Source organism: Collinsella aerofaciens (genome assembly GCF_020709435.1).
GTDB classification, from domain to species: Bacteria; Actinomycetota; Coriobacteriia; order Coriobacteriales; family Coriobacteriaceae; genus Collinsella; species Collinsella aerofaciens_AU.
Map to the genome: position 1 here is coordinate 68,150 of NZ_JAJFDP010000008.1, position 21,344 is coordinate 89,493.

The 21,344-nt window shown below is 61.7% G+C and carries 13 protein-coding genes and 1 pseudogene; 3 read left to right on the forward strand and 11 right to left on the reverse strand.

Going from position 1 to position 21,344, the window contains the following annotated elements; translation table 11 throughout:
- Positions 1 to 112: 112 nt before the first annotated feature.
- From LK493_RS06450 to trhA, 3 genes are all read right to left on the reverse strand, one after another.
- The gene (locus LK493_RS06450) at positions 113 to 922 is read right to left on the reverse strand and encodes a cyanophycin synthetase family protein (protein ID WP_227790498.1); all 810 of its coding nucleotides are present in this window, start codon (positions 920 to 922) and stop codon (positions 113 to 115) included.
- A 24-nt stretch (positions 923 to 946) separates the two neighbouring features.
- Positions 947 to 2,320 carry a hemolysin family protein gene (locus LK493_RS06455; protein ID WP_055285343.1) on the reverse strand — a complete coding sequence of 458 codons (1,374 nt, stop codon included), beginning with the start codon at positions 2,318 to 2,320 and terminating at the stop codon, positions 947 to 949.
- Positions 2,321 to 2,433: 113 nt separating this feature from the next.
- Complete coding sequence (gene trhA, locus LK493_RS06460; protein ID WP_227790499.1) at positions 2,434 to 3,117, reverse strand: PAQR family membrane homeostasis protein TrhA; 684 nt, start codon at positions 3,115 to 3,117, stop codon at positions 2,434 to 2,436.
- 186 nt (positions 3,118 to 3,303) lie between these two features.
- On the opposite strand from trhA, the gene LK493_RS06465 reads away from it, so the two are divergent.
- Positions 3,304 to 4,269 carry an alpha/beta hydrolase gene (locus tag LK493_RS06465; protein WP_227790500.1) on the forward strand — a complete coding sequence of 322 codons (966 nt, stop codon included), beginning with the start codon at positions 3,304 to 3,306 and terminating at the stop codon, positions 4,267 to 4,269.
- A gap of 133 nt (positions 4,270 to 4,402) precedes the next feature.
- Here the strand turns inward: LK493_RS06465 and LK493_RS06470 are convergent, their stop codons facing one another.
- The 7 genes and pseudogenes from LK493_RS06470 to LK493_RS06500 all read right to left on the reverse strand — a co-directional run bounded on the left by LK493_RS06470 (position 4,403) and on the right by LK493_RS06500 (position 12,856).
- Positions 4,403 to 5,608, reverse strand: coding sequence for a DUF362 domain-containing protein (locus tag LK493_RS06470; RefSeq protein WP_227790501.1), 1,206 nt, complete (start codon positions 5,606 to 5,608; stop codon positions 4,403 to 4,405).
- 279 nt (positions 5,609 to 5,887) lie between these two features.
- Positions 5,888 to 8,554 (reverse strand): ABC transporter permease, encoded by a 2,667-nt coding sequence (locus LK493_RS06475; protein ID WP_227790502.1) that lies wholly within the window; start codon positions 8,552 to 8,554, stop codon positions 5,888 to 5,890.
- 8 nt (positions 8,555 to 8,562) lie between these two features.
- On the reverse strand, positions 8,563 to 8,724 hold the full coding sequence (locus LK493_RS10410; protein ID WP_227790519.1) for a hypothetical protein: 162 nt from the start codon (positions 8,722 to 8,724) through the stop codon (positions 8,563 to 8,565).
- A 102-nt stretch (positions 8,725 to 8,826) separates the two neighbouring features.
- Positions 8,827 to 9,287, reverse strand: a pseudogene (locus LK493_RS10415) (ABC transporter ATP-binding protein); the annotation flags it as partial.
- A gap of 241 nt (positions 9,288 to 9,528) precedes the next feature.
- Positions 9,529 to 10,734: an ABC transporter permease gene (locus LK493_RS06490; RefSeq protein WP_227790503.1), complete on the reverse strand. Its 1,206-nt coding sequence runs from the start codon at positions 10,732 to 10,734 to the stop codon at positions 9,529 to 9,531.
- Complete coding sequence (locus LK493_RS06495; protein WP_227790504.1) at positions 10,721 to 11,908, reverse strand: ABC transporter permease; 1,188 nt, start codon at positions 11,906 to 11,908, stop codon at positions 10,721 to 10,723. The genes LK493_RS06490 and LK493_RS06495 overlap by 14 nt, the downstream gene beginning before the upstream one ends.
- Positions 11,909 to 11,917: 9 nt before the next feature.
- On the reverse strand, positions 11,918 to 12,856 hold the full coding sequence (locus LK493_RS06500) for an ABC transporter ATP-binding protein (protein ID WP_227790505.1): 939 nt from the start codon (positions 12,854 to 12,856) through the stop codon (positions 11,918 to 11,920).
- Positions 12,857 to 13,055: 199 nt separating this feature from the next.
- Between LK493_RS06500 and LK493_RS06505 the strand changes: the two genes are divergently transcribed.
- Entirely contained in the window at positions 13,056 to 14,201 is a 1,146-nt protein-coding gene (locus LK493_RS06505; RefSeq protein WP_227790506.1) for a sensor histidine kinase, read from the forward strand.
- Complete coding sequence (locus LK493_RS06510; protein ID WP_227790507.1) at positions 14,198 to 14,827, forward strand: response regulator; 630 nt, start codon at positions 14,198 to 14,200, stop codon at positions 14,825 to 14,827. Before LK493_RS06505 ends, LK493_RS06510 begins: the two co-directional genes overlap by 4 nt.
- 605 nt (positions 14,828 to 15,432) lie before the next feature.
- Here the strand turns inward: LK493_RS06510 and LK493_RS06515 are convergent.
- Positions 15,433 to 21,321: a Spy0128 family protein gene (locus LK493_RS06515; RefSeq protein WP_227790508.1), complete on the reverse strand. Its 5,889-nt coding sequence runs from the start codon at positions 21,319 to 21,321 to the stop codon at positions 15,433 to 15,435.
- Positions 21,322 to 21,344: the final 23 nt, after the last annotated feature.

The window sequence follows — 21,344 nt, forward strand, 5'->3', positions numbered from 1 at the left end:
TCGGTGCCCACTGTTTGAATGCTGTCCATTATACCCGCAGCGCATCACTTGTCGCTCCGCTCATCTGTGTACGGCAAAGGCGCAGGTACGTGATGGTGATAAACGCGTAGGCCTACTCCTGGGGCATAGCCGGCATGGCCACCGTGGCACCCGGGTCCTCGCCGGCGCCGTCCACGAGCGGCAGGCCGCCCTCATGCGCAGGTCCTGCCGGAACCGTCGCCGCACCGCCAAAGACGGCAGCGGAGGCCTCGTGGTTCTCGGCAACCGCACCCTCGGTATCAATCGCCACCTGGGGCTCGTCGTCAAAGTTGGGGACGCCCTGGGGCTCGGTGGGAACGGGCTCGGCGTCGACCGGCGCATCGCCCTCGTCAGCGCCCTCGTCCTCGGCAGCATCTTCGCCGTTCGCAGCGGCGACGGCCTCGTGAGGATCCTTGCCCTCGGCCTCGGCGCGCATGCCCAGCACCAGGTTGCGCAGGCCCGCGACCGTGCCCTCCACGTCGGGGGCAGGCTGGTCGGCGTGCAGATAGGCCCAGTCCATCATAAAGGTGGCCGAAGACAGCGCACCGATGGCCAGCGCGTCGTCGGGGCACGAAAGCTCAACCTCAAAGACGCGCTCGTCGTGCTCGCTTACGCGCGTGCGGCCGCACGAGATGCTACCGGCAAGACCGGTCTCGTTCATGAGCTCGACCGTCACATGCTCAAGCAGATGGCAAAGCTCGGTCTGGCCCATGCAGTCCTGGAACTCGCGACCGGAATCACCCAGGCACAGGTGCTTGGCAATCGCCGGCACCAGGTAATACACGCGCGCCGTAGCCTCGATATCCTCCGAGGTCATGAGCGGCATGCCGGGGTTCACCAGCACGTGCGCGCAGATCTTGTCCTCGCTGACGGTGACCTTAAGGATGTTGAACAGGCCTGCCATAACTCTCCCCTACTCTTCCTTGTCCTACTCGTCGCCGTCGTGCGGATTCGCGGAACCCGCACCCGACGTCGTCGGCTCGTCTACCGAAGACTCGGAATCCTTCTTATCGGTTTCGGCCGGAGCGATCACGCGAATGAGCGAGATGCGCTGGCCACGCATCGACTGAACTTTAAACTTGTACCCCGCGACCTCAAACACCTCTCCGATGTCGGGCACCGAGTCGCAAAGCTCCAAAATCCAGCCGGCGATGGTCTCATAATCATCGCTTTCCTCGAGCGGCCAACCAAGCTCAATCGCGTCATCGCACGAAAAACGCCCATCAACGAGCCACTCGCGGCGCGAAAGGCGCGTGAGATACTTGTTGTCGGGGTCGAACTCGTCCTCGATCTCGCCGACGATCTCCTCGACGATATCCTCGATGGTGATAATGCCGGCCGTGCCGCCGTACTCGTCCACGACCACCACGATCTGGTCGTGCGAGGTCTGCATCTCGGACAGTAGCGGCAGGATGTCCTTGGTGTCGGGCACAAAGGTGGCGTCGCGCAAAAAGCCGGCGATGGGCTGGTCACCCTTGCCGTCGAGCGCGGGTTGGATCAGGTCCTTGATGTGCGCAATGCCGGCGACGTTGTCGGGATCCTCGTGATAGACGGGGATGCGGCTGAAGCCGGTCTGGCGCATGGTGGACAACACGTCGGCGACCGTCTCGTCGTCCTCGCACATGGTGGTGTCCACGCGCGGCACCATGACCTCGCGGGCAACGGTGTCGCCTAGGTCGAAGATCTCGTGGATCATGCGCTTTTCCTCGTCGAGCAGGTCGTCCTGCTCCGAGACCATGTACTTGATCTCTTCTTCCGAGACGTTTTGACGGTCGTCGGCGCTCTTGATGCGCAGGATGCGGGCCAGGCCATCGGAGCAGGCGCCGGTCAGCCACACGAGCGGACGGGCGATCTTTTGGAAAAACGACAACGGTCCCACGACCTGCTTGGACACGCCCTCGGCATTGGCCAGGCCGATGCGCTTGGGGACGAGCTCGCCGATCACGATGGACACGAAGGCGACCGCGACGGTGATGATGACCGGCGCCAGGCCGCGCGCGATGGCGGAGAGCGGCGCGATGCCAAAGCTCATGAGCCACGTGGCGAGCGGGTCGGACAGACTCGTCGAGGCGACGGCGGACGAGGCGAAGCCCACGAGCGTAATGGCAACCTGGATGGTGGCGAGCAGCTGGTCGGAGTCGGCAGCCAGCTTAATGGCACGCTCGGCGCGCTTGTCGCCTTCCTCGGCCTCGTGCTCCAACACGGCGCGCTTGGCCGTGGTGAGCGCCATCTCGGACATAGAGAAGTAGCCGTTGATGAGGGTCAAAACGAGGGTGGTGATAAGGGAGATGGTTATGTCCATCGGGAGTTTCTCGAACCTCCAAGATTCGGGACGTCAGGTCAAAACGTTGATGGCGGATAGGGCAGTTGCACCCGGCGGGCGCCCGGACGGGCCCGCGGGCGCAGGCGCGATCGCTAGATTACGAAGAGGATCACCGCCATGAACTGGAAGATACTGCCGGCGAGCACCCACAAGTGAAACACACTGTGCAGGTAGCGCACGTTTTTGGCGATATAGAACGGCACGCCCGCGGTGTAGCACACGCCGCCGACGGCGAGCAGGGCAAGTGCCACGGGGTTGAGCAGCGCCACAAGTTCGGGCAGCTTAAAGACAACGAGCCAGCCCATCAGCAGGTAGACCAGGCCGCTTACCCAGTGCGGTTGACGCTCGCGTAGGAAGCACTCGAGGGCGATGCCGATAATGGCGATGGCCCATACGGCAAAGAACAGCGCAGGGCCGCCGTCGTTTGCGAGCGTGATAAGGCAAAACGGCGTATAGCTGCCCGCAATGAGCAGGTAGATGCAGCTGTGGTCGATGATGCGAAACACGCGCTTGGCGCGCGCGGGCTGAATCGCGTGGTAGAGCGTGGAGGCTAGGTATTCGAGGATAATGCTGACGCCATAGACAATCGCCGCGGCCATATGGGCCGGGCCTCCGCCGCGCAGGGCGGCGAATACGATCAGGAGCACCAGGCCCGCGATACCCAGCAGGCAGCCGACACCATGGGTGACGGAGTTCATGATCTCCTCGCCCACTGTGTAGTGTGGAACGGCCGCGGTCTTGGGTCGCGGCTTAGAACTGTCGCTCGAATCGGACATGCCGGTTACATCCTCCAACGTAAAGAGTTCTCAACACTATATCAAAGCGTCTAGGTACGTGCGAAATTTGCACCATACGTGACCCTTTGTTTACCCATTCTTTGCCTGTTGACGCATCAACGGCGAACGTCCATAATGCGCTTGCATTAAATGTTGATGTATTAACATCTTATAGGAGAATACCGCATGGCTCAAAACGCACGTTCCCATCGAAAGCTCAAGATAGCCGGCATCGTTGCACTGGTGGTTGTCGTTGCGCTGCTCGGATTTGCCGGCAACTTTCTGTTTGACTTCGCGCTGAATCCCCGCGCGCCATACACCATGAAGATGATGCAGGATAGCAAGAACGACAAAGAAGGTGAGCAGCCGGATGCCGAGGATACCGAGGCGCGGGCATGGTTTAAAGAGAACCGCAAGAGCAGCAACCTCACCGCGGACGACGGGACCGAGCTTGCCGCCTGGTATTTTGCCGCCCCAGAGACCACACACAATTACGCTGTCTGCCTACACGGATACACCGATGAGCCCATCGGCATGGCCCGATACGCTAAACGATTCCATGACCGTGGCATGAACGTACTCGCACCCGCCGCCCGCGCCCACGAGCGCTCCGGCGGCGACTATATCGGCATGGGCTGGCCCGAGCGCCTCGACATCGTCGCATGGATCGAGCGAATCGTTCAGGCTGACCCCAAGGCGCGCATCCTGGTCTTTGGCGAATCCATGGGCGCGGCGACCGCCATGAACGTCGCGGGGGAATCTCTGCCCGCAAACGTGAAATGCATTATCGAGGACTGCGGTTATACGAGTGTTTGGGACGAGTTTTCTCTGCAGCTCAAGGACGTGTTCGGCCTGCCCAGCTTTCCCTTGCTCGATGTAGCAAACTTGGTGTGCAACGTGCGCGCGGGCTACGACTTTCATAAGGCGAGCAGCGTGGAACAGCTCAAGCGCGCGACGGTTCCCATGCTGTTTATCCACGGTGACCAAGACACCTTTGTGCCGTACAGCATGCTCGACCAAAACTACGACGCGTGCGCCAGCAAGGTCAAGCAAAAGCTCACCGTCCATGGCGCCACCCACGCCAAGAGCGCGCAGGTCGACCCCGAACTCTACTGGAACACGGTCGACGACTTCCTCGACGAGTATTTTTAGGCAAATAGTACGGTTTACTGGCCTATCTGACCCCCTAGCACTTCCGAAAAGCCGCCCGTGGGCACTGTGCTCACGGGCGGCTTTTGCTAACAGTTGTGCTACAAAGGCGCTTGTTTTGTCTAATAGCTAGGTGCTACTTGACCTCGATGAGCTCATACTCGCTCGTGCCCAGGCCGATCTTCTCGGCATGCGCGATGCACACGCGCCAGTCGGTGTCGGGATGCATGATGCAGAAGGGATCCTTGGCCTGCTCGCCCTCCAGATGCTCGTGGTTATGCTCCATCTTGGCCGCGCTATCGGTGAGCTCGGTGTTGGGCAGCGGCTCAGACGCCATGACGGCGTCGGCGCAGGCCTGGTCGATGGCGACCGGGTCGAAGCTCGCGAACATGCCGATGTCGTTGACGATAGGCGTATCGTTTTCGGGATGGCAGTCGCAGTTGGGACTGATGTCCATGGCAAGCGAGATGTGGAAGCTCGGGCGGCCGTCGACGACGGCCTTGGTGTACTCGGCGATCTTGCAGTTGAGCACGTCGGCCGCGGCCTCATAACCGGGCTTGATGCAGTCCTGGTTGCATGCCGCAATGCAGCGTCCGCAGCCCACGCAGCGATCGTGGTCGATGGCAGCCACGTGCACCGTGCGAGTAGCGCCGCTGGCAAGCTCGCGCTCGCGGGTGCCGTCGAACGAGATAGCGTTGTGCGCGCAGATCTTTTCGCAGGCATGGCAGCCAACGCAGTGCTCGGTCGCGACGTTCGGCTTGCCGGCGGCATGCTGCTCCATCTTGCCGGCACGGCTGCCGCCTCCCATGCCCAGGTTCTTCATGGCGCCGCCAAAACCGGCCTGCTCATGGCCCTTAAAGTGAGTGAGGCTGATCACAATGTCGGCATCCATGAGCGCCTGACCGATCTTGGCCTCGTGCACGTACTCGCCGCCCTCGACCGGGACGAGCGCCTCGTCGGTGCCCTTGAGGCCGTCGGCAATGATGATCTGGCAACCCGTGGCATACGGGGTAAAGCCGTTCTGGTAGGCGGTATCGATGTGCTCGAGCGCGTTTTTGCGGCTACCGACATAGAGCGTATTGCAGTCGGTGAGGAAGGGCTTGCCGCCCAGCTCCTTCACGACGTCCGCGACGGCGCGGGCGTAGTTGGGGCGCAAAAAGCTCAGGTTGCCCAGCTCGCCAAAGTGAATCTTGATGGCGACGAACTTGTTCTCAAAGTCGATCTGCTCGATACCGGCGTGACGGATGAGGCGCTTGAGCTTGTCGAGCTGGCTCTCGCGAGCATGCGTGCGCAGGTTGGTGAAGTACACCTTAGCGGGTGCTGCGGGTGCAGTTGCGGTCATAGATCTATCCCCTCGGTCTATATAGCGTTACAGACATAGAGGATGGTACCAGTTAAAGCAGAGTTAAAGTCAAGTACGGCACCTAGTCATTGGGAACAGACTTAAATGACTGAAACCACTCATTGGGGACGGACTTAAATGAGTGCCTCGCCACCTGGCAGCTAGGGACGTTCCTTTCCTGCCGGCAGTTGGGGACAGTCCTTGCCAGCACGGCCGGCGAGCCGGCAAGTCAGCAAAGACTGTCCCCGATGACTAGTCGTTTAAGACTGTCCCCAATGACTACTCCTGCACCTTGAGCGCCTCGGCCAGGCCCACACGTTTGATGGAGCGCGTGTGCAGGAGCGCCACGACGAGGTAAGTCGCAAAGCCAATGCCGACGCATGCGACCATGGACCACCAGGGCACATAGATCTCGATATTGCCGTTGTAGGCGAGCAGCATCGAGCGGAAGATGGCCGTGAGCGAGCCAATAATGACCGGCAGGCTCAGCACGAGCGACGCCGCCACGCACAGCGTGATCGAGCGGATGTACAGATGCGAGATCTCGCTATCGCGATAGCCAAAGACCTTCATGTAGCTAATCGACCGGGCGCTGTGGTCGATCACAGCCTTGGTCAGCAGGTACATAAACAGCAGGAAGATAAACACCGCGAGCCCGACCATCATGCCGATCATTTTGCTCATCATGCCGATGAACTGGTCACCCACGGCACGCATGTCGTCGGGCGTGGTGTCGCCGGCAAAGTAACGAGCATCGAAGTCGAGCTTCTCGTCGCTCACATAGCCGTTAAAGTAGGCGCCGTCGTTGTCGAACAGCTCGTTAAAGTCGTCGATGCTCATATAGATATTCATGTCCGACTTTGAGCCCCAGGCACAGTCCTTGCCCGCGTACTCAAGGGAATAATGCTCGCCCTCGTACTTGTCGCCGAGCGTGACCTTCTGGCCCTCGCTCCAGCCAAACTTATCGAGCAGACCGCCGCCAAAGACGACGCGTCCGTCGCCGACGTTGAGGTCTTTCCAGTAGCGCGAATCGGGCGAGATGCCGTAGACGGAAATCGTCTCCTGCCCATTACCATCGCCGCGGTCGTATTGCAGCTGGTAAACGGCGTATTTCTCGGCCTGTGCGATTGCACCCGCGCCGTTATCGGTCGTGTTAACCGGGTGGATATCGTCGTTGTCAGTGTCGACCTTAGAGGCCTTGTCAATCAGGTCGATAGCCTCGTCGCGGTTGCAGCCGAGGGCATCGGCAAGGTCATCGAGGTGCGCGTAGAGCGCATCCTTCTTGTCCTGGACCTTGGCAAGCGCATCCTGCGCCGCGGCCAGGCTCTCGGCAGACGGAGACGCGGTCGCGGCATCGGCTGCCGCCTGCGCCGCATCGGCCGCGTCGTCAAGCTCGTCATCGGCATCCTGGGCGGCGGAAAGCAGCGCGCCGTCAACCGACTGCAAGCGCTCGAGTGCCGACCACTGCTCGCGCTCCTCGGCGGTGCCCTCGAGCTCCAGCGGAGCCTTGAGCGTGTACTGGTGCTCGGCGACCAGGCTCGTCTCGAGGTTGTCCGCGTAGTGCGTCATCGTGGGCAGAATCGCCAGGCCAAAGAGCAGCAGCAGCGAGGCAAACGCAATGCCCACGAAGAGCGTGGCGAAGTTGCCCAGGTTGCGCAGGAAGATGCGCAGGCGGAACCGGGAAACAAAACCCATGCGCTCCGGCAGCTGCAAGCCGCGCTTGGTGCCCGATTTGCCGCTCGCCTCGTGACGAAGGAACTGCAACGGCGTCTTGCCCATTTTGCGAAGCAGACCCACCAGCGTGATGAGGATGAGCGCGACGGCGGGAACCACGGCGCACTTCACAAAGATCTCCCAGCTCCAGTACACCTGGAAGGGCGGCAGGCTGTACGAACCGTAATAGAGGCTGCGCATGGGCTCGGTAAAGAACGCAATGCCGAGAGCGGTGCCCAAAAGCGCCGCGACCACGCCCACGATGGCGGGAAGCGCAAGGTAGTGCAGCACGATCTCGCGACGACGATAGCCGCTGGCGAGCAGCGTGCCGATGATGGCGCTCTCCTCCTCGATGGTGGCGTCGGTGAGCACCACAAAGACAAACGCCATGATCACGATGATGATATCGAGCAGCGTCATCCACATCATGGAGTCGCCGTCCACGTCGTCACGCGCATAGCCAATGCCCTGATTGGAATCGGCATCGATGAGGTCATCCACGCGTGCATCGGCATCGGTGAGCGCCTCTACCATATCCTGCTCCGCATCGATGCGATCCGCGGTGGGGAGGTCGCGATCGGCAAAGGCGAAGGAGTAGGTGTAGGCAGGCGCGCCGCCGGCATCCTCGAGCGCGGCAAAGCCGGCGTCGGTCACTTCGGCCACGCCGTACGTGATGGTGTTCACCGTAAAGTCCGAGTTGTTGAGGAACAGCGCCTGGCTATCGGGCTGGGTCATGATGCCGCAGATGGTGTAGGTGCGACCCTCGAGCTCGACTTTATCGCCCACGGCGAGGTCGTTGTTGGTGGCGAAGACACGGTCGATTGCCACCTCACCGTCCGTCTTAGGCTGCCTGCCCTCACAGTAGGACGCGATATCGACCTTGGTGCGATGCGCATAGGTGCGCAGCGTGCGCTTGGTGCCGTCGTCGCCGGCGGTCTTTTTGATGATGGCGTCGATGGAGAAATTCTTGTAGAGCGTGACGCCGCCGACGTCGTCGGCCGCGTCCTCGGCGGCCTTGAGCTGGTCTTTAGTGGCCTCGAAGGAGGTGGTCACGCGGCCGTCCTCAATCGTGTACGCATCGCGCATGTCGTCGATAAGGCAACCGATGGAATGCGCCGCGAGCAAAAAGCCCGAGGTAAGGGCGATGCTTCCGCACATAAGCAAAAAGATGCCCAGGTACTTGCCGATATTGCGGCGCAGCTCGCGCGGGAGACGTTTTGCGAGAGGTGTCATGGCGCCGCCTACCAATCGAGCTCGGCGGCCGCGATGGGCGACTCGTTGAGCTCATCCTCGACGATGCGCCCGTCGCGCAGGCGCAGCACGCGGTTGGCCATGCGAGCGATGGCGGCGTTGTGCGTGACGATGATGATGGTGCAGCCGTAGGTGCGGTTGACATCCTCCATGAGCTGCAAGATTTCCTTGGACGTCTTGTAGTCAAGTGCGCCCGTGGGCTCGTCGCACAGCAGCAGGCCCGGGTTTTTGACGAGTGCGCGGCCGATGGCGCAGCGCTGCTGCTGACCGCCTGAGACCTGGCGCGGAAACTTGTTGCGGTGCTCGTAGAGGCCCAGAGAACGCAGCAGGTCGTCGACATTGAGCGGGTTTTGGACAGGTGCGCCGTAACCTCGATGTTTTCCTTGATGGTGAGGTCGGGCACCAGGTTGTAGAACTGGAAGACAAAGCCCAGCTCACGGCGGCGATACTCGCCAAGGTCGGTAGGCTTGAGCACCGTGAGGTCGCAGCCGTCCACCATGATGGAGCCGCCGTCAGCATCCTCCAGGCCGCCGATCAGGTTGAGAAAGGTCGACTTGCCCGAGCCCGAGGGCCCCAGCATGACGCAGATCTCGCCGCGGTTGATGGACGCGTCGATGCCATCGAGTACCGTCAGGCGCGCATCACCGTCGCCGTAGTGCTTTTTGAGATCCTTAACCTGGACGTAGGCTTCCTGCGTTGCCATGGTATCCCCCATTGTTAGCCTCGTACTACTTTATGAACGTAATAGTAAACCTTGGCGAACTATTTTGGGGCGAGAGTGGGGATTTGTTTCAGACTAGTCATTGGGGACGTTCTTAAATGACCAGTCACAAGGGACGCTCTTTCGCCACCCGGCAGTTGGGGACGCTCCTTATCTGCCCCCGATGGCTAGTCATTTAAGTCTGTCCCCAATGAATACTTTTGGTCGTTTAAGTCTGTCCCCAATGAGTAGGTGTCTAGGCGTGGGATTTGTTGTGGGCGAGGGCTAGGCCTACGGCGGCGATGGCCGCGGCAAAGAGCACTGTGACGCCCAGATCGCAAGCGATGTCGCCCAGCACGGTGGACGTCAGGTCCGCGGCGAGCGCCTTGCCAATCGCGTCGTTCACCCAATATGTCGGCACAAAGTGCGCCACAGTCTGCACGGCCGAGCCCATCAGCGACAGCGGCATCCAGGCGCCATCCAAAAACGTCATGAGCATGCCAAGCAGGTTGCCCACACCGTTGAGCAGCTCCTCGCGCGCGCCCAGGCTCGACAGCGTAAAGCCAACGGCCAGTGGCGTCAGCGCTAGGGCAAACGTTGCCGCCAGCGCAAGGCACACGCGGCCCACGCCGACCTCGGCAACCGCGCTGGCAAAGCCCACGACGCCCATCATGCTCGACACAAACCAGATACAGACGGTGAGCACGGCGGCGGCCGCAAACACGGCAAGCGAACGCTGGCGATCGGAGATTGGGCCGGCATCCATGCGGCGCACGCGCTCGGGCTCGTTCATGCCCGAAAACACCAAGCCCACCGACACGATGACCGACGAGATAATCGCGTACGCGCCAAAGTTGAAGTACGACTCGAGCGTGGCGGCAGCAGCCGAGTCGACCTTGACCCGCTCGATCTGGACCTCCGCGCGCTTTGCAGCGGCATGTTCGGCGGCCTTGGCAACGTCGCCGTTGGAGGCAGTGGGCTCAAGTGCGGCTGCAGCGCCCGCGAGCGAGATCCAGCGCGAAGCCTCGGCAGACGAAAGCGCCGCCGCCATGGTGCCGGCACCGTAGGTCACATCGAGCTTGGGCAGGGACTCCCCCGCGCGGGCAGCCGCGACCAGGTCGTCCTCGAACCCCTCCGGGATAAAGAACACGCAGTCGGCGCTGCCCTTGGCGCTGTTGCTCTTGGAGAGCGCGTCCGCAAGGTCGTACGTGTCATCGCCGACGCCCGTGACCAGGTCAAACCGCGAACCTAGGTGCTTGGTGAGCGCAAGTGAAAGATCACTGCCATCGCGGTCGACCACGATCACGTTGGCGTCGTAGGGCTTGTACTCGGTGAGCTGCGACGAGTTCCAGCTCACAGATGCCGCGATGAATACGCCCATCAGCGAAATGAACACCGTGTAGATGAGCAGGTAGAACGGGTGAGCGAGCGCCATGCGAAGCGCGGTCTTAAAGGTGCTCATAGCGGCTCCTTCCAAAGATCAGCGTGGCGGCGGCAACGAACAGCAGTGCCATGAGGACCAGCGCGCCGGCGCGAACGGCGAAAGGATCCAGGTCCTCAAAGAAATACAGGCGGTTGAACATGTCGCAGATGAGCTTGACGGGGTTGAGCCAGCACTCGGCCGGACAGGCGCGGGCGACGTCATCGGCAAGCGCCATCGCCGGTTCGCCGTAGAGCCCAGCGAACAAAGCGCACGTGGTGGCAAAGCCTGTGAGGATGCCCGACTTGGATGCCTTGCCGCCCTTAACGGGCAGAGTGCCCACAAAGAGCCCCAGGCCCGTGGCGGCAAGCGCGGAAGCGGCACCGCCCACCAGACACAGCCCCTCGCGCCCGCCAAAGTCGACGCCCACAACCAGGCGCACGTAGCCGATCGCGATCGCCATCGAGACAAAGGAGACCAGCCACGAGCCCACAAAGATACCGGCCAGCGACGCCGTTTTAGAAAGGCCGCCCACGCAGCGACGCGCGCCAAGGCCCGACAGATTGGGCTGCAAGTCGACGACGCTCAAGGCGGCAAACTCGGCAGACATCATCGCGACCAGGCCAAAAAGCGCGTAATAGTAGATGACCGTGCCGTCGGGCGTGGTGCGCGTAAGGCTCACGCGACGGGTGCCGCCCTCGAGCGACAGGGCGCGCGCAACCGCCTCGGGGTCGGCGAGCGCCGCCGGGTTGTCCTGGGCAATCTGAGACATGAGCTCGGCATTTTGTGTATACGAACTTGCCACCGTCTCCAGGATGCTGCGATCGGTGAGCACCGATGATGCGCGCGAGCTGTCGTAGCTCGATAGCAGCGTGAGTTTAGGCGTGCCTTCGGCGTCGACCGTATAGATGCCCGCGACCTCGCCGGCCTTAAGCGCACGGTTCGCATCGGCTGCGTCGTCGCACTCGTGGATCTCGAGCAGCTGGTCGTCGCCTTCCTTGGCAAGCGACGTCGCCACGTCCTTAAAGGTCGAGGCGTCCCAGGTCTCATCCGCTACGACGGCCACCGGCACCGGGTCGACCGTGCCGTCGGAGCTCAGATTCGCAAACATAAACATGAACATCGTGGAAAGTGCGATGGGAAAGAGAGCGCCCCAGACCCACGTGCTCGGCCGGCGCAGCAGCGTCTTGACCGTAGTGATGATGGTGTTGAACATGGCCGCCCCCTAGTCGCGCAGCTCGCGGCCGGTGATCTCGAGGAACACGTCGTTGAGGGTCGGTGGCTCGCTCCACACGCGGCCGAGCGCAACGCCGGCAGCGCGCAGCGTGTCGAGGATGTCGACCAGATTGTGCGGACTCGTCTCGCAGGTGCAGACGAGCTCGCCGCCGGACAGCTCGACGCTGAGCACGTGCTCGAGGGCGCGCAGCCGCTCGACCGTGGCTGGCTCGACGGCGCCCACCTCGACGGTCACGCGCTCGCCCATCTGAATCATGCGTTTGAGCTCGTCGTTGGTGCCCTGCGCCAGCACGCGGCCGCCGTCCATGATCATGATGCGGCTGCAGATCTGCTCGACTTCCTCCATGTAATGGCTGGTATACACCACCGTGGCGCCCTCGTCGCGCAGGCGGCAGATGCCCTCCAGGATGGCGTTGCGGCTCTGCGGGTCGACCGCCACCGTGGGCTCGTCAAAAAAGATGAGCTCGGGCTTGTGCGCGATGCCGCAGGCGATGTTGAGGCGTCGCGCCAGGCCGCCCGAGAGCTTGCCGGGGCGGAACTTGGCAAAGTCGCCCAGGCCGACAAAGTCGATGGCCTCGTCGACCAGCGCGCGGCGGCGCTTGCGGTCGTTGACGTAGAGGCTGCAGAAATAGTCGATGTTCTCGCGCACCGTGAGCTCGTCGAATACCGCCACCCGCTGCGGCACCACGCCGATGCGGCGCTTGAGGTCGTAGCGGGCGGGCGTCATGGGTTCGCCGAACAGCTCGATGGTGCCTTTGTCGTAGGCAAGCAGCTGCAAAATGCAGTTGATGGACGTGGTCTTGCCCGAGCCGTTGGGGCCCAGCAGGCCAAAGATCTCGCCGGGGGCGATGCTCAGGTTAAAGTGGTCGAACGCGATAAGATCGTCGTAGCGCTTGACGAGGTTTTCGACGTGGACGATGTCTGTCATGAGGCGGCCCTTCTGTTGCTTGCGGCCCGGTACGATTGCATCATCGCAGGAGCGGACGGCGCGCACCAGTGAGCTTTGTCACGAGTGCGGGGGCTCGGTCGCGTGGCACGCTGACGCGACCGCCCCACCGTGCGGGAGGAATGTCACGGTTGCGCTAGGCGGCCCCTCCACCACGCGCAGCTTCGCGTACAATACCCGTATGAACAGGCTTTTCGACAAATCGATCGTGCTGGCGTGCTGTATTGCGGCCGCCATGGGTCTTGCTGTGGACGCTCGCCTGGTCGCGGCGTTTTGCCTTGGCGTTATTGCCACCTCGCTGGCCGAGGTCGTACAGGGAAACCGCGCCCGCCGTGTGAGCGAGGCCGCGAGCTACGCCTGCATCATCGCGGCTGTCTTCGTGCCGCCGTTTGTGCCGTTTGCGCCTCTCGCTCTCTATGACATCGCGCGACGCGTTCGCCGTGAACGAATCTGGCCCGCGCTGGCGATTGGCGCCGTGTTTGTCTGCGCGCTTGTCGCGGACCTTCGTGGTGGCGTGCTCACCACCCGAACGCTGCTGTTAACCGCCATCCTTTCGGTTGCCGCCACCTTGCTATCGCTACGCACCGCCCAGTTGGAGCGCGAGCAGCGGCGCATGCGCCGCACCCGCGACGAGCTGCAGGAACGAGCCCTCGCGCTCGAGGCGCGCAACCGCGATCTTGCCGATCGCCAGGACTACGAAGTCGAGCTCGCGACGCTCGCCGAACGCGCCCGCATCGCGCGCGAAATCCACGATAACGTGGGCCACCAGCTCACGCGCGCTTCGCTTCAAGCCGAGGCCTTGCGCGTGGTCCATGCCGATGAGCCCGACGTCGCCGCCGATTTCGCCGACGTCAAACGCACGGTTGACGAGGCGCTCCAGCTCGTGCGCGCCAGCGTCCACGCGCTCAACGACAATGCGACTGACCTCTCCGTGCAGCTCGAGCGCATCGTTGAAGGCGCACGCTCGGACAGCGGTCCGCAGATTGAGCTTGAGGTTTTGGCCGAGCATGCGCCCGCCAACGTCGCCAACTGCTTTGCGGCGGTGCTGCGCGAGGCGCTTTCCAACGCCGTGCGCCACGCCCATGCCAAAACCATTACCGTGCGGTGCATGGAGCATCCGTCGTTTTACCAGCTCATCGTTACCGATGATGGCGCGGACGCGACCCCGGCGAGCAGCAGCAACGTCGTAGAAGGCATGGGGCTCGCCTCCATGCGCGAGCGCGTCGAAGCGCTTGGCGGAACCTTCACCGCCGGCCTGCGCGCCGGCGCCCCCGGCTGGCGCGTGTTTGCCACCGTCCCCAAACAGCAAGGAGATGACGCCCGATGAGGCTCATAGTTGTCGACGACGACCGCTTGGTGGTCGATTCGCTCAAGATTATCCTGGGCGCCCAGCCGCAGATCGAAGTGGTGGGTACCGGTGCCAACGGCGACGATGCGGTGGCGCTCTACGCCGAGCACGCACCCGATATCGCGCTGCTCGACATCCAGATGCCGGGGCGTGACGGACTTTCGGCGGCACGCGAGATCCTCGAGCGCGACCCTTCGGCGCGCGTGGTGTTTCTGACGACATTCTCGGATGACGAGTACATTGTGTCGGCGCTCAAGCTCGGCGCCCGCGGCTACCTGATCAAGACCGATGTCGCCGCCATTCCGCCAGCGTTGGCGCAGGTCATGGACGGCAAACGCATACTCGAGGGCAAGGCGATCGAGGACATCGATTTTGACGGAACGGGCGTCGAGGCGGGCGCGCCCCGCCGGCCCGCAGCCTTCGCCAGCCTGACCGACCGCGAGTTCGAAGTCGCCGAGCTCATCGCCCGCGGTCTCGACAACAAGGAGATCGCTGCCACCGCCTATATGGGCGAAGGCACCGTGCGCAACCACATCAGCTCGATCCTGGCAAAGATGGGCCTACGCAACCGCACGCAGATCGCCATCGCCTATCTGCGAGGGTAATTACCCAACGACCGACCGCCCCGGCATAGCAAAATGGCTGTTATCGATTTAATGCCATTTCAAAACCATGCCGGATTACGGGGCTAAACTCAGGGCCCCATCCATACTTGCGTTTTCTGCAAGATGACGGCTCGTCTACCTGCGGTTTTATTTTCACGAATATCGGCATGGTTGGGGACTCGTGATTCAGCCCCGTAAACCGGCATAGTTTTTTCGGACGGCCCTGTACGAGCGCCTCCGCAAGCCTCGTGAAACCAAGATGACCCGTTTCCCTCAGTCCCCGGGGGATCATTTGACGGTGCCCGCCACGAAATCGGCCCATCTACTACGTTTGACTCGGTACCCCTGACCATGCCTTCGTTTTGAGCAAAACCGCAGGCGTTCTACCTGCGGTTTTGTTTTCGCGTTTTTCGGCATGGTTGGGGGTAAGGGGCCAAACGTAGTAGATGGGCCGATTTCGTGGCGCACCCTCCTCCCCCGGCACACAAAAGTGCCGCCACGGAGGAGGGAGATACCTCCGTGGCGGCCAGGGGTGGGGTGGGGGCTGTGTTTTGGCTCCCCGCTAGCCGCCCGGGGCCGTTTGGCCCCGGGCGCCGCCAGCGTGCCTAGCGCTTACGGATACCCCAGACCAGGGCTCCGACGCCGGCCATGGCGATGACAAATGCCATAAGTAGAGCGGCAGCCTGCTGGTCGCCTGTGGTGGGCAGGAAACCCTTGACCGTCTTGACGATGTTCGTCACGGTCTTAGGCGTGCCGGGATCGGGCGTCGGCACGGGCGTCTCGGGCTTCTTGTACGTGTTGTTGAACACGATACCCTCGACGCTCTTGTCGCCCTTGGTAAAGGCGACGTTCGCCTTGAGGTTGCCCTCGCCGTCATCGACCACGTTGACGGTCACGGTAAAGACGGACTTGTCGTAGGTCATACCGACCTCGTCGCCCTTGACCTCGCTGATGGTGTAGGCGTGCGTACCGGGCTCGTCGTACTCAAACTTGTCAAAGTTGATCTTGCCGTCGGCATCGTTGGTAACCGTAGACTCGATGTCCTCGCCAACGAGCTTAAAGCTAAACTCGTCCTTCTTGAGTTCGCGTCCCTCGAGCACCTTGATAGCGCCGATGGAAACCTGCGTAGGCATGGCGTGATACTTGTTGGTAAAGCCAGCCGACTCGGTGGTTCCCTCGAGCTTGTGCGTCGCGGTCAGCGTGCCGTCGCCGTTGTCGGAGACGGTGGTCACGACGGTGTAGGTCGTGCCGTCATAGGTGACGCCCTTGTACAGGCCGAGCGCGTTGGGGCAAGCCTCGCGCAGCGTGTACGTGTGCGTGCCGGGTGCCTCGTAGCGAATCGGGCTCAGCGTCACGGTGCCGTTAGCGTCGTTGGTGCCGTTAGCGACAACCACGTCGTCCTCGAGCAGCTCAAACGTGAACTCACCTGCTGCAAGGTCGCGTCCAGTCAGGCGCTTGACTGTCTTGACCTGATCGGTCACGGACGAATCGGTAGGTGCCACGCCGTAGGTGTTGGTAAACGTGAAGGCAGCACCGTCGTCGCCTTCGCGCTTGACGCTCAGATGCCCGGCACCGTCGTCAGACACGGTGTAGGAAACCTTGCGCGTGGCGTTGGTGTCATTGGTCACGCCAGGGGCACTACCGGACTCGGTCACCGTGTAAGTAAAGGTGTGCGAGCGCGGAGCGGTGGGGGCTGCGGGCTCGGGCTCGTCGCTGGGCTCGTCGGCGTTGGCATCGGCGTCGGCCTCTTCAGCCTCTGCCTCGTCGGCCTCTGCCTCGTCGGCCTCGGCTTCGTCAGCTTCGTCTGCCTCGGCCTTATCGGTCGCATCGTCCGTCACGCCCAGAGCGCGGTTGAGGTCCTCGAGCGTAAAGTGGATCTTGCCAAAGTCCACGTTGCCAGCCGCGTCGTTGGCTGTGGTCGTGCGCTCGGGCATCGGGGCACCAGCCTCGTCGGCGGTCACGGTAAAGGTGAACTTGCCCGTGATGTCAGCCGGGGTCAGGCCCTCGGCAGCTTGGAGCTTCTTAGTGCCGGTGAGCGCGGCATCGACGGCTTCGGCGCCGTAGACGTTCTCGAACAAGGGCTCGACGCCGCCGTAGTCGACCGTTGCCGTCAGGGTACCGTCACCGTTGTCGACGACGATAACCTTAAAGCCAAAGCTCCACGTTGTAGCGGAAACGCCATTCGGCAGCCCGAATAAATCTTCGTAGGCCGTGTAGTTAATGGTCCAGGCAAGCTTACCGTCCTTATCGGTACGATAAGCAAGCCCAGCAGCCTCAAGATTAGCAAGCATCTTAGTGTCGTAGTGCAGCGTATCAAAGCTCACGTGCCCGCCGATATTGGGCTTGAGGTTTTCGTATGCCACAAGCTCACCCTGATAGGCGATGCCGAACCAGAACTCGCCGTCGGCCATCGGGCGGCCGGTCAGAGTCTTGGTGGCAACGACCTGAGCGGCGGTGCCGCCAGGCGTGTTGGTCGTAGCGCTGTAACTGTTGTGGAACGGCACCAGGGCCTTCTCGACCTTGTTCTCGCCACTCTTGTGGATCGTCTCATGCGTGCCCTCGGGACCGCCGGAAACGGTCGTCGTAGCAGTGAGCGTGCCGGCGGTGTCGTCGGCGATGGCGATCGTCACCGTACGCACGGCGTCGTCGTAGGTGTAACCGGGCTGGCCGTCGTTCTTCTCGGCCACGGTGTACGTAAAGGTCTTGCCGGCGTCAGCCTGCGTAAATATAACCTCATGACCAGCCAGAATGTCGATCAGTCCGACCGTTGCCTCTGCCGCTGCGGGGGACTTGAAGCTATTAGCCCCGGGCAGCAGACCGAGCGCGCGAGCCGAAGCGTCGTCAGCAGGTGTCACGGTAAAGGTGAACTGACCCTCGGTCATGGGGCGGCCATCCAGATACTTGCTGAGCCACAGACCGCCGGCAGCGGTGTAGTTAAGCTCAGTGCGGTACGTGTTGGTAAAGCGTCCGTTTTCCTTCTTGGTGACGTTGGCGGTCAGGCTGCCATCGCCGTTCTCGGTCACGGTCACTTCGGCGGTTGCGACATGCGCGTCATACGTCATGCCGACCGTGCTGCCCGCGTTCTCGCGAATCTCGTACTTATAGGTTCCGGCGGCAGCGTAGTGAATCTTGCCGAACTTGATGGCGGCAATGCCGTCCTTCGCGTCCTTCTTGCTCACGGTTACGGTTGCGGGATCGGGCAGTGGGGCGTCTTCGGGGGCGGTGATGGTAAAGCTGAACTCGTCCCCATCCGTCCAGTCGCGGCCGCTGATGACCTTGCTCAGGTCAAAGTCGAGGTCTGCATCGGTCGGGGTCACGCTGTAAGTGTTCTCGAAGGTCGCAGGCGTGGCGCTCTTCAGCTCGTGCGTAGCGCTGAGGGTACCGTCACCGTTGTCGGTAATGGTGGTCTCGATGGTGTACTTGGCGTCGCTGTACGTGATGCCCTTGCTGGTGGTTCCGCCGTTGACCTCGCGCAGCGTGTAGGGGTACTTGCCGGGCTTGGCGTACTTCACGGCGCCCATCGTGATGTTGCCGCTGGCGTCGTTGGTGCCGGTGGCGACGACCTTGTCGCCCTCGACGAGCTCAAAGGAGAACTCGCCGGCAGCAAGCTCGCGTCCGGTCAGGACCTTATTCGCGGTGATCTGGTCGGTGACGCTGAACTCGTCAGGATTCGGCTTGTAGCTGTTGTTGAACTTCGCCTCGTCGGCTCCATTCAGGACATGCTTCGCCTCGAGCGTGCCGTCGCCCTTGTCGGTGATGGTCGTCTCAATGGTGTAGGTCTTGCCGTCGTAGGTGATGCCGTTGTTGGCGTCGCCCGGGACCTCGCACAGCGTGTAGGTATGCTTGCCGGCAGCGGTGTACTCGATGGGGCTCATCTTGATCTTGCCGCGGTCGTCATTCTTGCCGGTGGCGACAACATCGTTGCCCTCGACGAGCTCGAAGGAGAACTCGCCTTCCTTGAGATCGCGCCCGGTCAGGACCTTGGTCGCCGTGATCTGATCAGTAACACTGAAGCTCTTGGGGGTTACGGTGTAGGCGTTCTCGAAGGTCGCCTTGTCAACATTCTGCAGCTTGTGCTCCACGCTGAGGGTGCCATCGTTGTTATCCTTGACGGTGGTCACAATAGTGTACTCAGCGGTGCTGTAAGTAATGCCGTTTTCGGTGGTGCCGGCCTTGGTCTCGCGCAGTATGTAGGTGTGCTCGCCAGCCGCAGTGTAGGTGACGGGATCCATTACGATCTTGCCGTCGGCATTGTTGGTACCGGTGGCGACCACGTTATTGCCCTCGACGAGCTCGAAACGGAAATCGCCAGCCTTGAGGTCGCGCCCGTCCAGGACCTTGTCCGCGGTGATCAGGTCGGTGACGCTGGAGCTCTTGGGGGTCACGTTGTAGGAGTTCTTGAACTCGGCAACCTTGACGTCCTTCAGAACATGCGTGGCGCTGAGCGTACCGTCGCCGTTGTCCGTGATGGTGGTCTCGATGGTGTACTTGGCGTCACTGTAGGTGATGCCCTTGCTGGTGGTTCCGCCCTTGACCTCGCGCAGCGTATAGGCGTGCGTTCCGGCCTTGGTGTACTCGATGGGGCTCATCGTGATCTTGCCATCGGCGGCGTTCTTGCCGGTGGCAACGACCTTGACGTCCTTGCCCTCGCCCTCGACGAGCTCGAAGGAGAACTCGCCCTCAGCCATGTCGCGGCCGGTCAGGACCTTGGTCGCGGTAATCCGATCCTCGACAGGCTTCACGTTATAGGCATTGGTGAACGTAAATGCCACATCGCCGTCTGGCTTGTGGGATACGCTCAAATTACCCTTGCCGTCATCGGTCACGGTGTAGGAAACCTTGCGCGTGGCGTTGGCGTCGTTGGTCACGCCAGCGACCTCGCCGGACTCAGTCACGGTGTAGGTAAAGGTGTGCTCGCGCTTCTCGGGCTTCTCGCCCAGAGCCTTGTTAAGGTCGTCGAGCGTAAAGGTAATCTTGCCAAAGTCGACCTTGCCCTTGGCATCATTGGTCGCGCTCGCGTTCGTGGGCATGGGTGCGCCCTCTTCACCGGTCACGGTAAAGGTGAACTTGCCGGCAATGTCAGCCGGGGTCAGGCCATCAGGAACCTGCAGATTCTTCTTGCCCACAAGCGATACCTCGACAGGCGCGGCAGTGTAGGCGTTCACAAACTCGTTGCCGGCATCGCCGTAGACAGCCGTCGCCGTCAGGGTACCATCGCCGTTGTCGACAACGGTCACATATGCGTCAATTGCCGCCGTGGTAGTGCTCACGCCCGCAGGCAGCTCGCCGGTCTGCTCGGCAGCAATGTAGCGAATGGTCCACGTGGGCTTGTCTGAGCTAGCGTCAAACGACGCCTTGTCTTCCTCGACCAGCTTGGCAAGCGACTCGGTCGTGTACGTCAGCGGACCGAACTCAACCTTGCCACCCTTGTTGGTTGCATCCAGCAGAACCTCGTCGTGCCCCGCATAGCTCAGCGCAAACTTAAATTCGTCATCGGCCATCAGGCGCCCCGTGAGCGTCTTGGTAGCCTCAAGAGTCAGCGGGGTTTCCGTCTTGGCGCTATAGATGTTCGTGAACTTAGTCTCACCCGAGGTCTTTTCAACGTCGGCCTTAAGCTCACCCTTGGCGTTAACCGTCACAGCCACCTTGAACGTGGCAACGTTCTTGCTGTAGGTAATGCCACCGGCGTCGCCCTTGACCTCGCGGACCTCATAGGTGTACTCGCCCGGCTCGGCATAAGTAATCTTGCCAAAGTTAATGGCTGCCTTGCCCTTGTCGAGATCGGCATTGGTCACAGTTACGGTCGCGGGGTCGGGCATCGGGGCATTGTTGTCGGACGTCGCGGAGAGCTCAAACTCAAACGCATCCGTATCCGCCCACTTGCGGCCCTCGAGCACCTTGGTCAGACCAAAGTCAGTCTTGGTATCCACCGTTGTCGGCTTGGTTGCAAGGCTAAAGATAATCTTGCCGTTGTTGCCCAGGTGCGAATGCACGTGCGTGGAAGTCGCAACGGAGGAAAGGTCATTCCACCTGGGGTTAAGCACGTCGCGCGCGGTCTCGGTCTTGTTACCATTCACCTCCACATCGTCCTTGGTGGTATGCAGCTGGTCGATATAGGCCAAGCGCGCGGTTCCCTTATTAAAGGACCAATAGCCGTCATCTTTGACCAGAGCGCCGTCGTAGCTGGCGATCTCGTGCCCCTCAAACTCCACAACGGCATAGTCGTCCTTCGGCTTGCCGTTTGCGCCCATCGCCACAAACTCGTCCTTGTAGTAATAGACGTCGTTGCCCTGCGGCTTTACCGTCGCGCGCTGGGTGCATTCCTTGTCCGTGTAGATAGGCGTGATTTTTTGGAAGTAATAGTAGCTGTTGGTATCGGCGGACTCAAACTCGGCGACAACATCGCCCAGCTCGCCGCCCGACCACTTGTTGGCCAGGAAGTAGACCGTCTGGTTGTCGGCGTCCTTGTGGTCATCGATATACTTCTTGAGCACCTTATCGGGCGTAAACAGGTTGT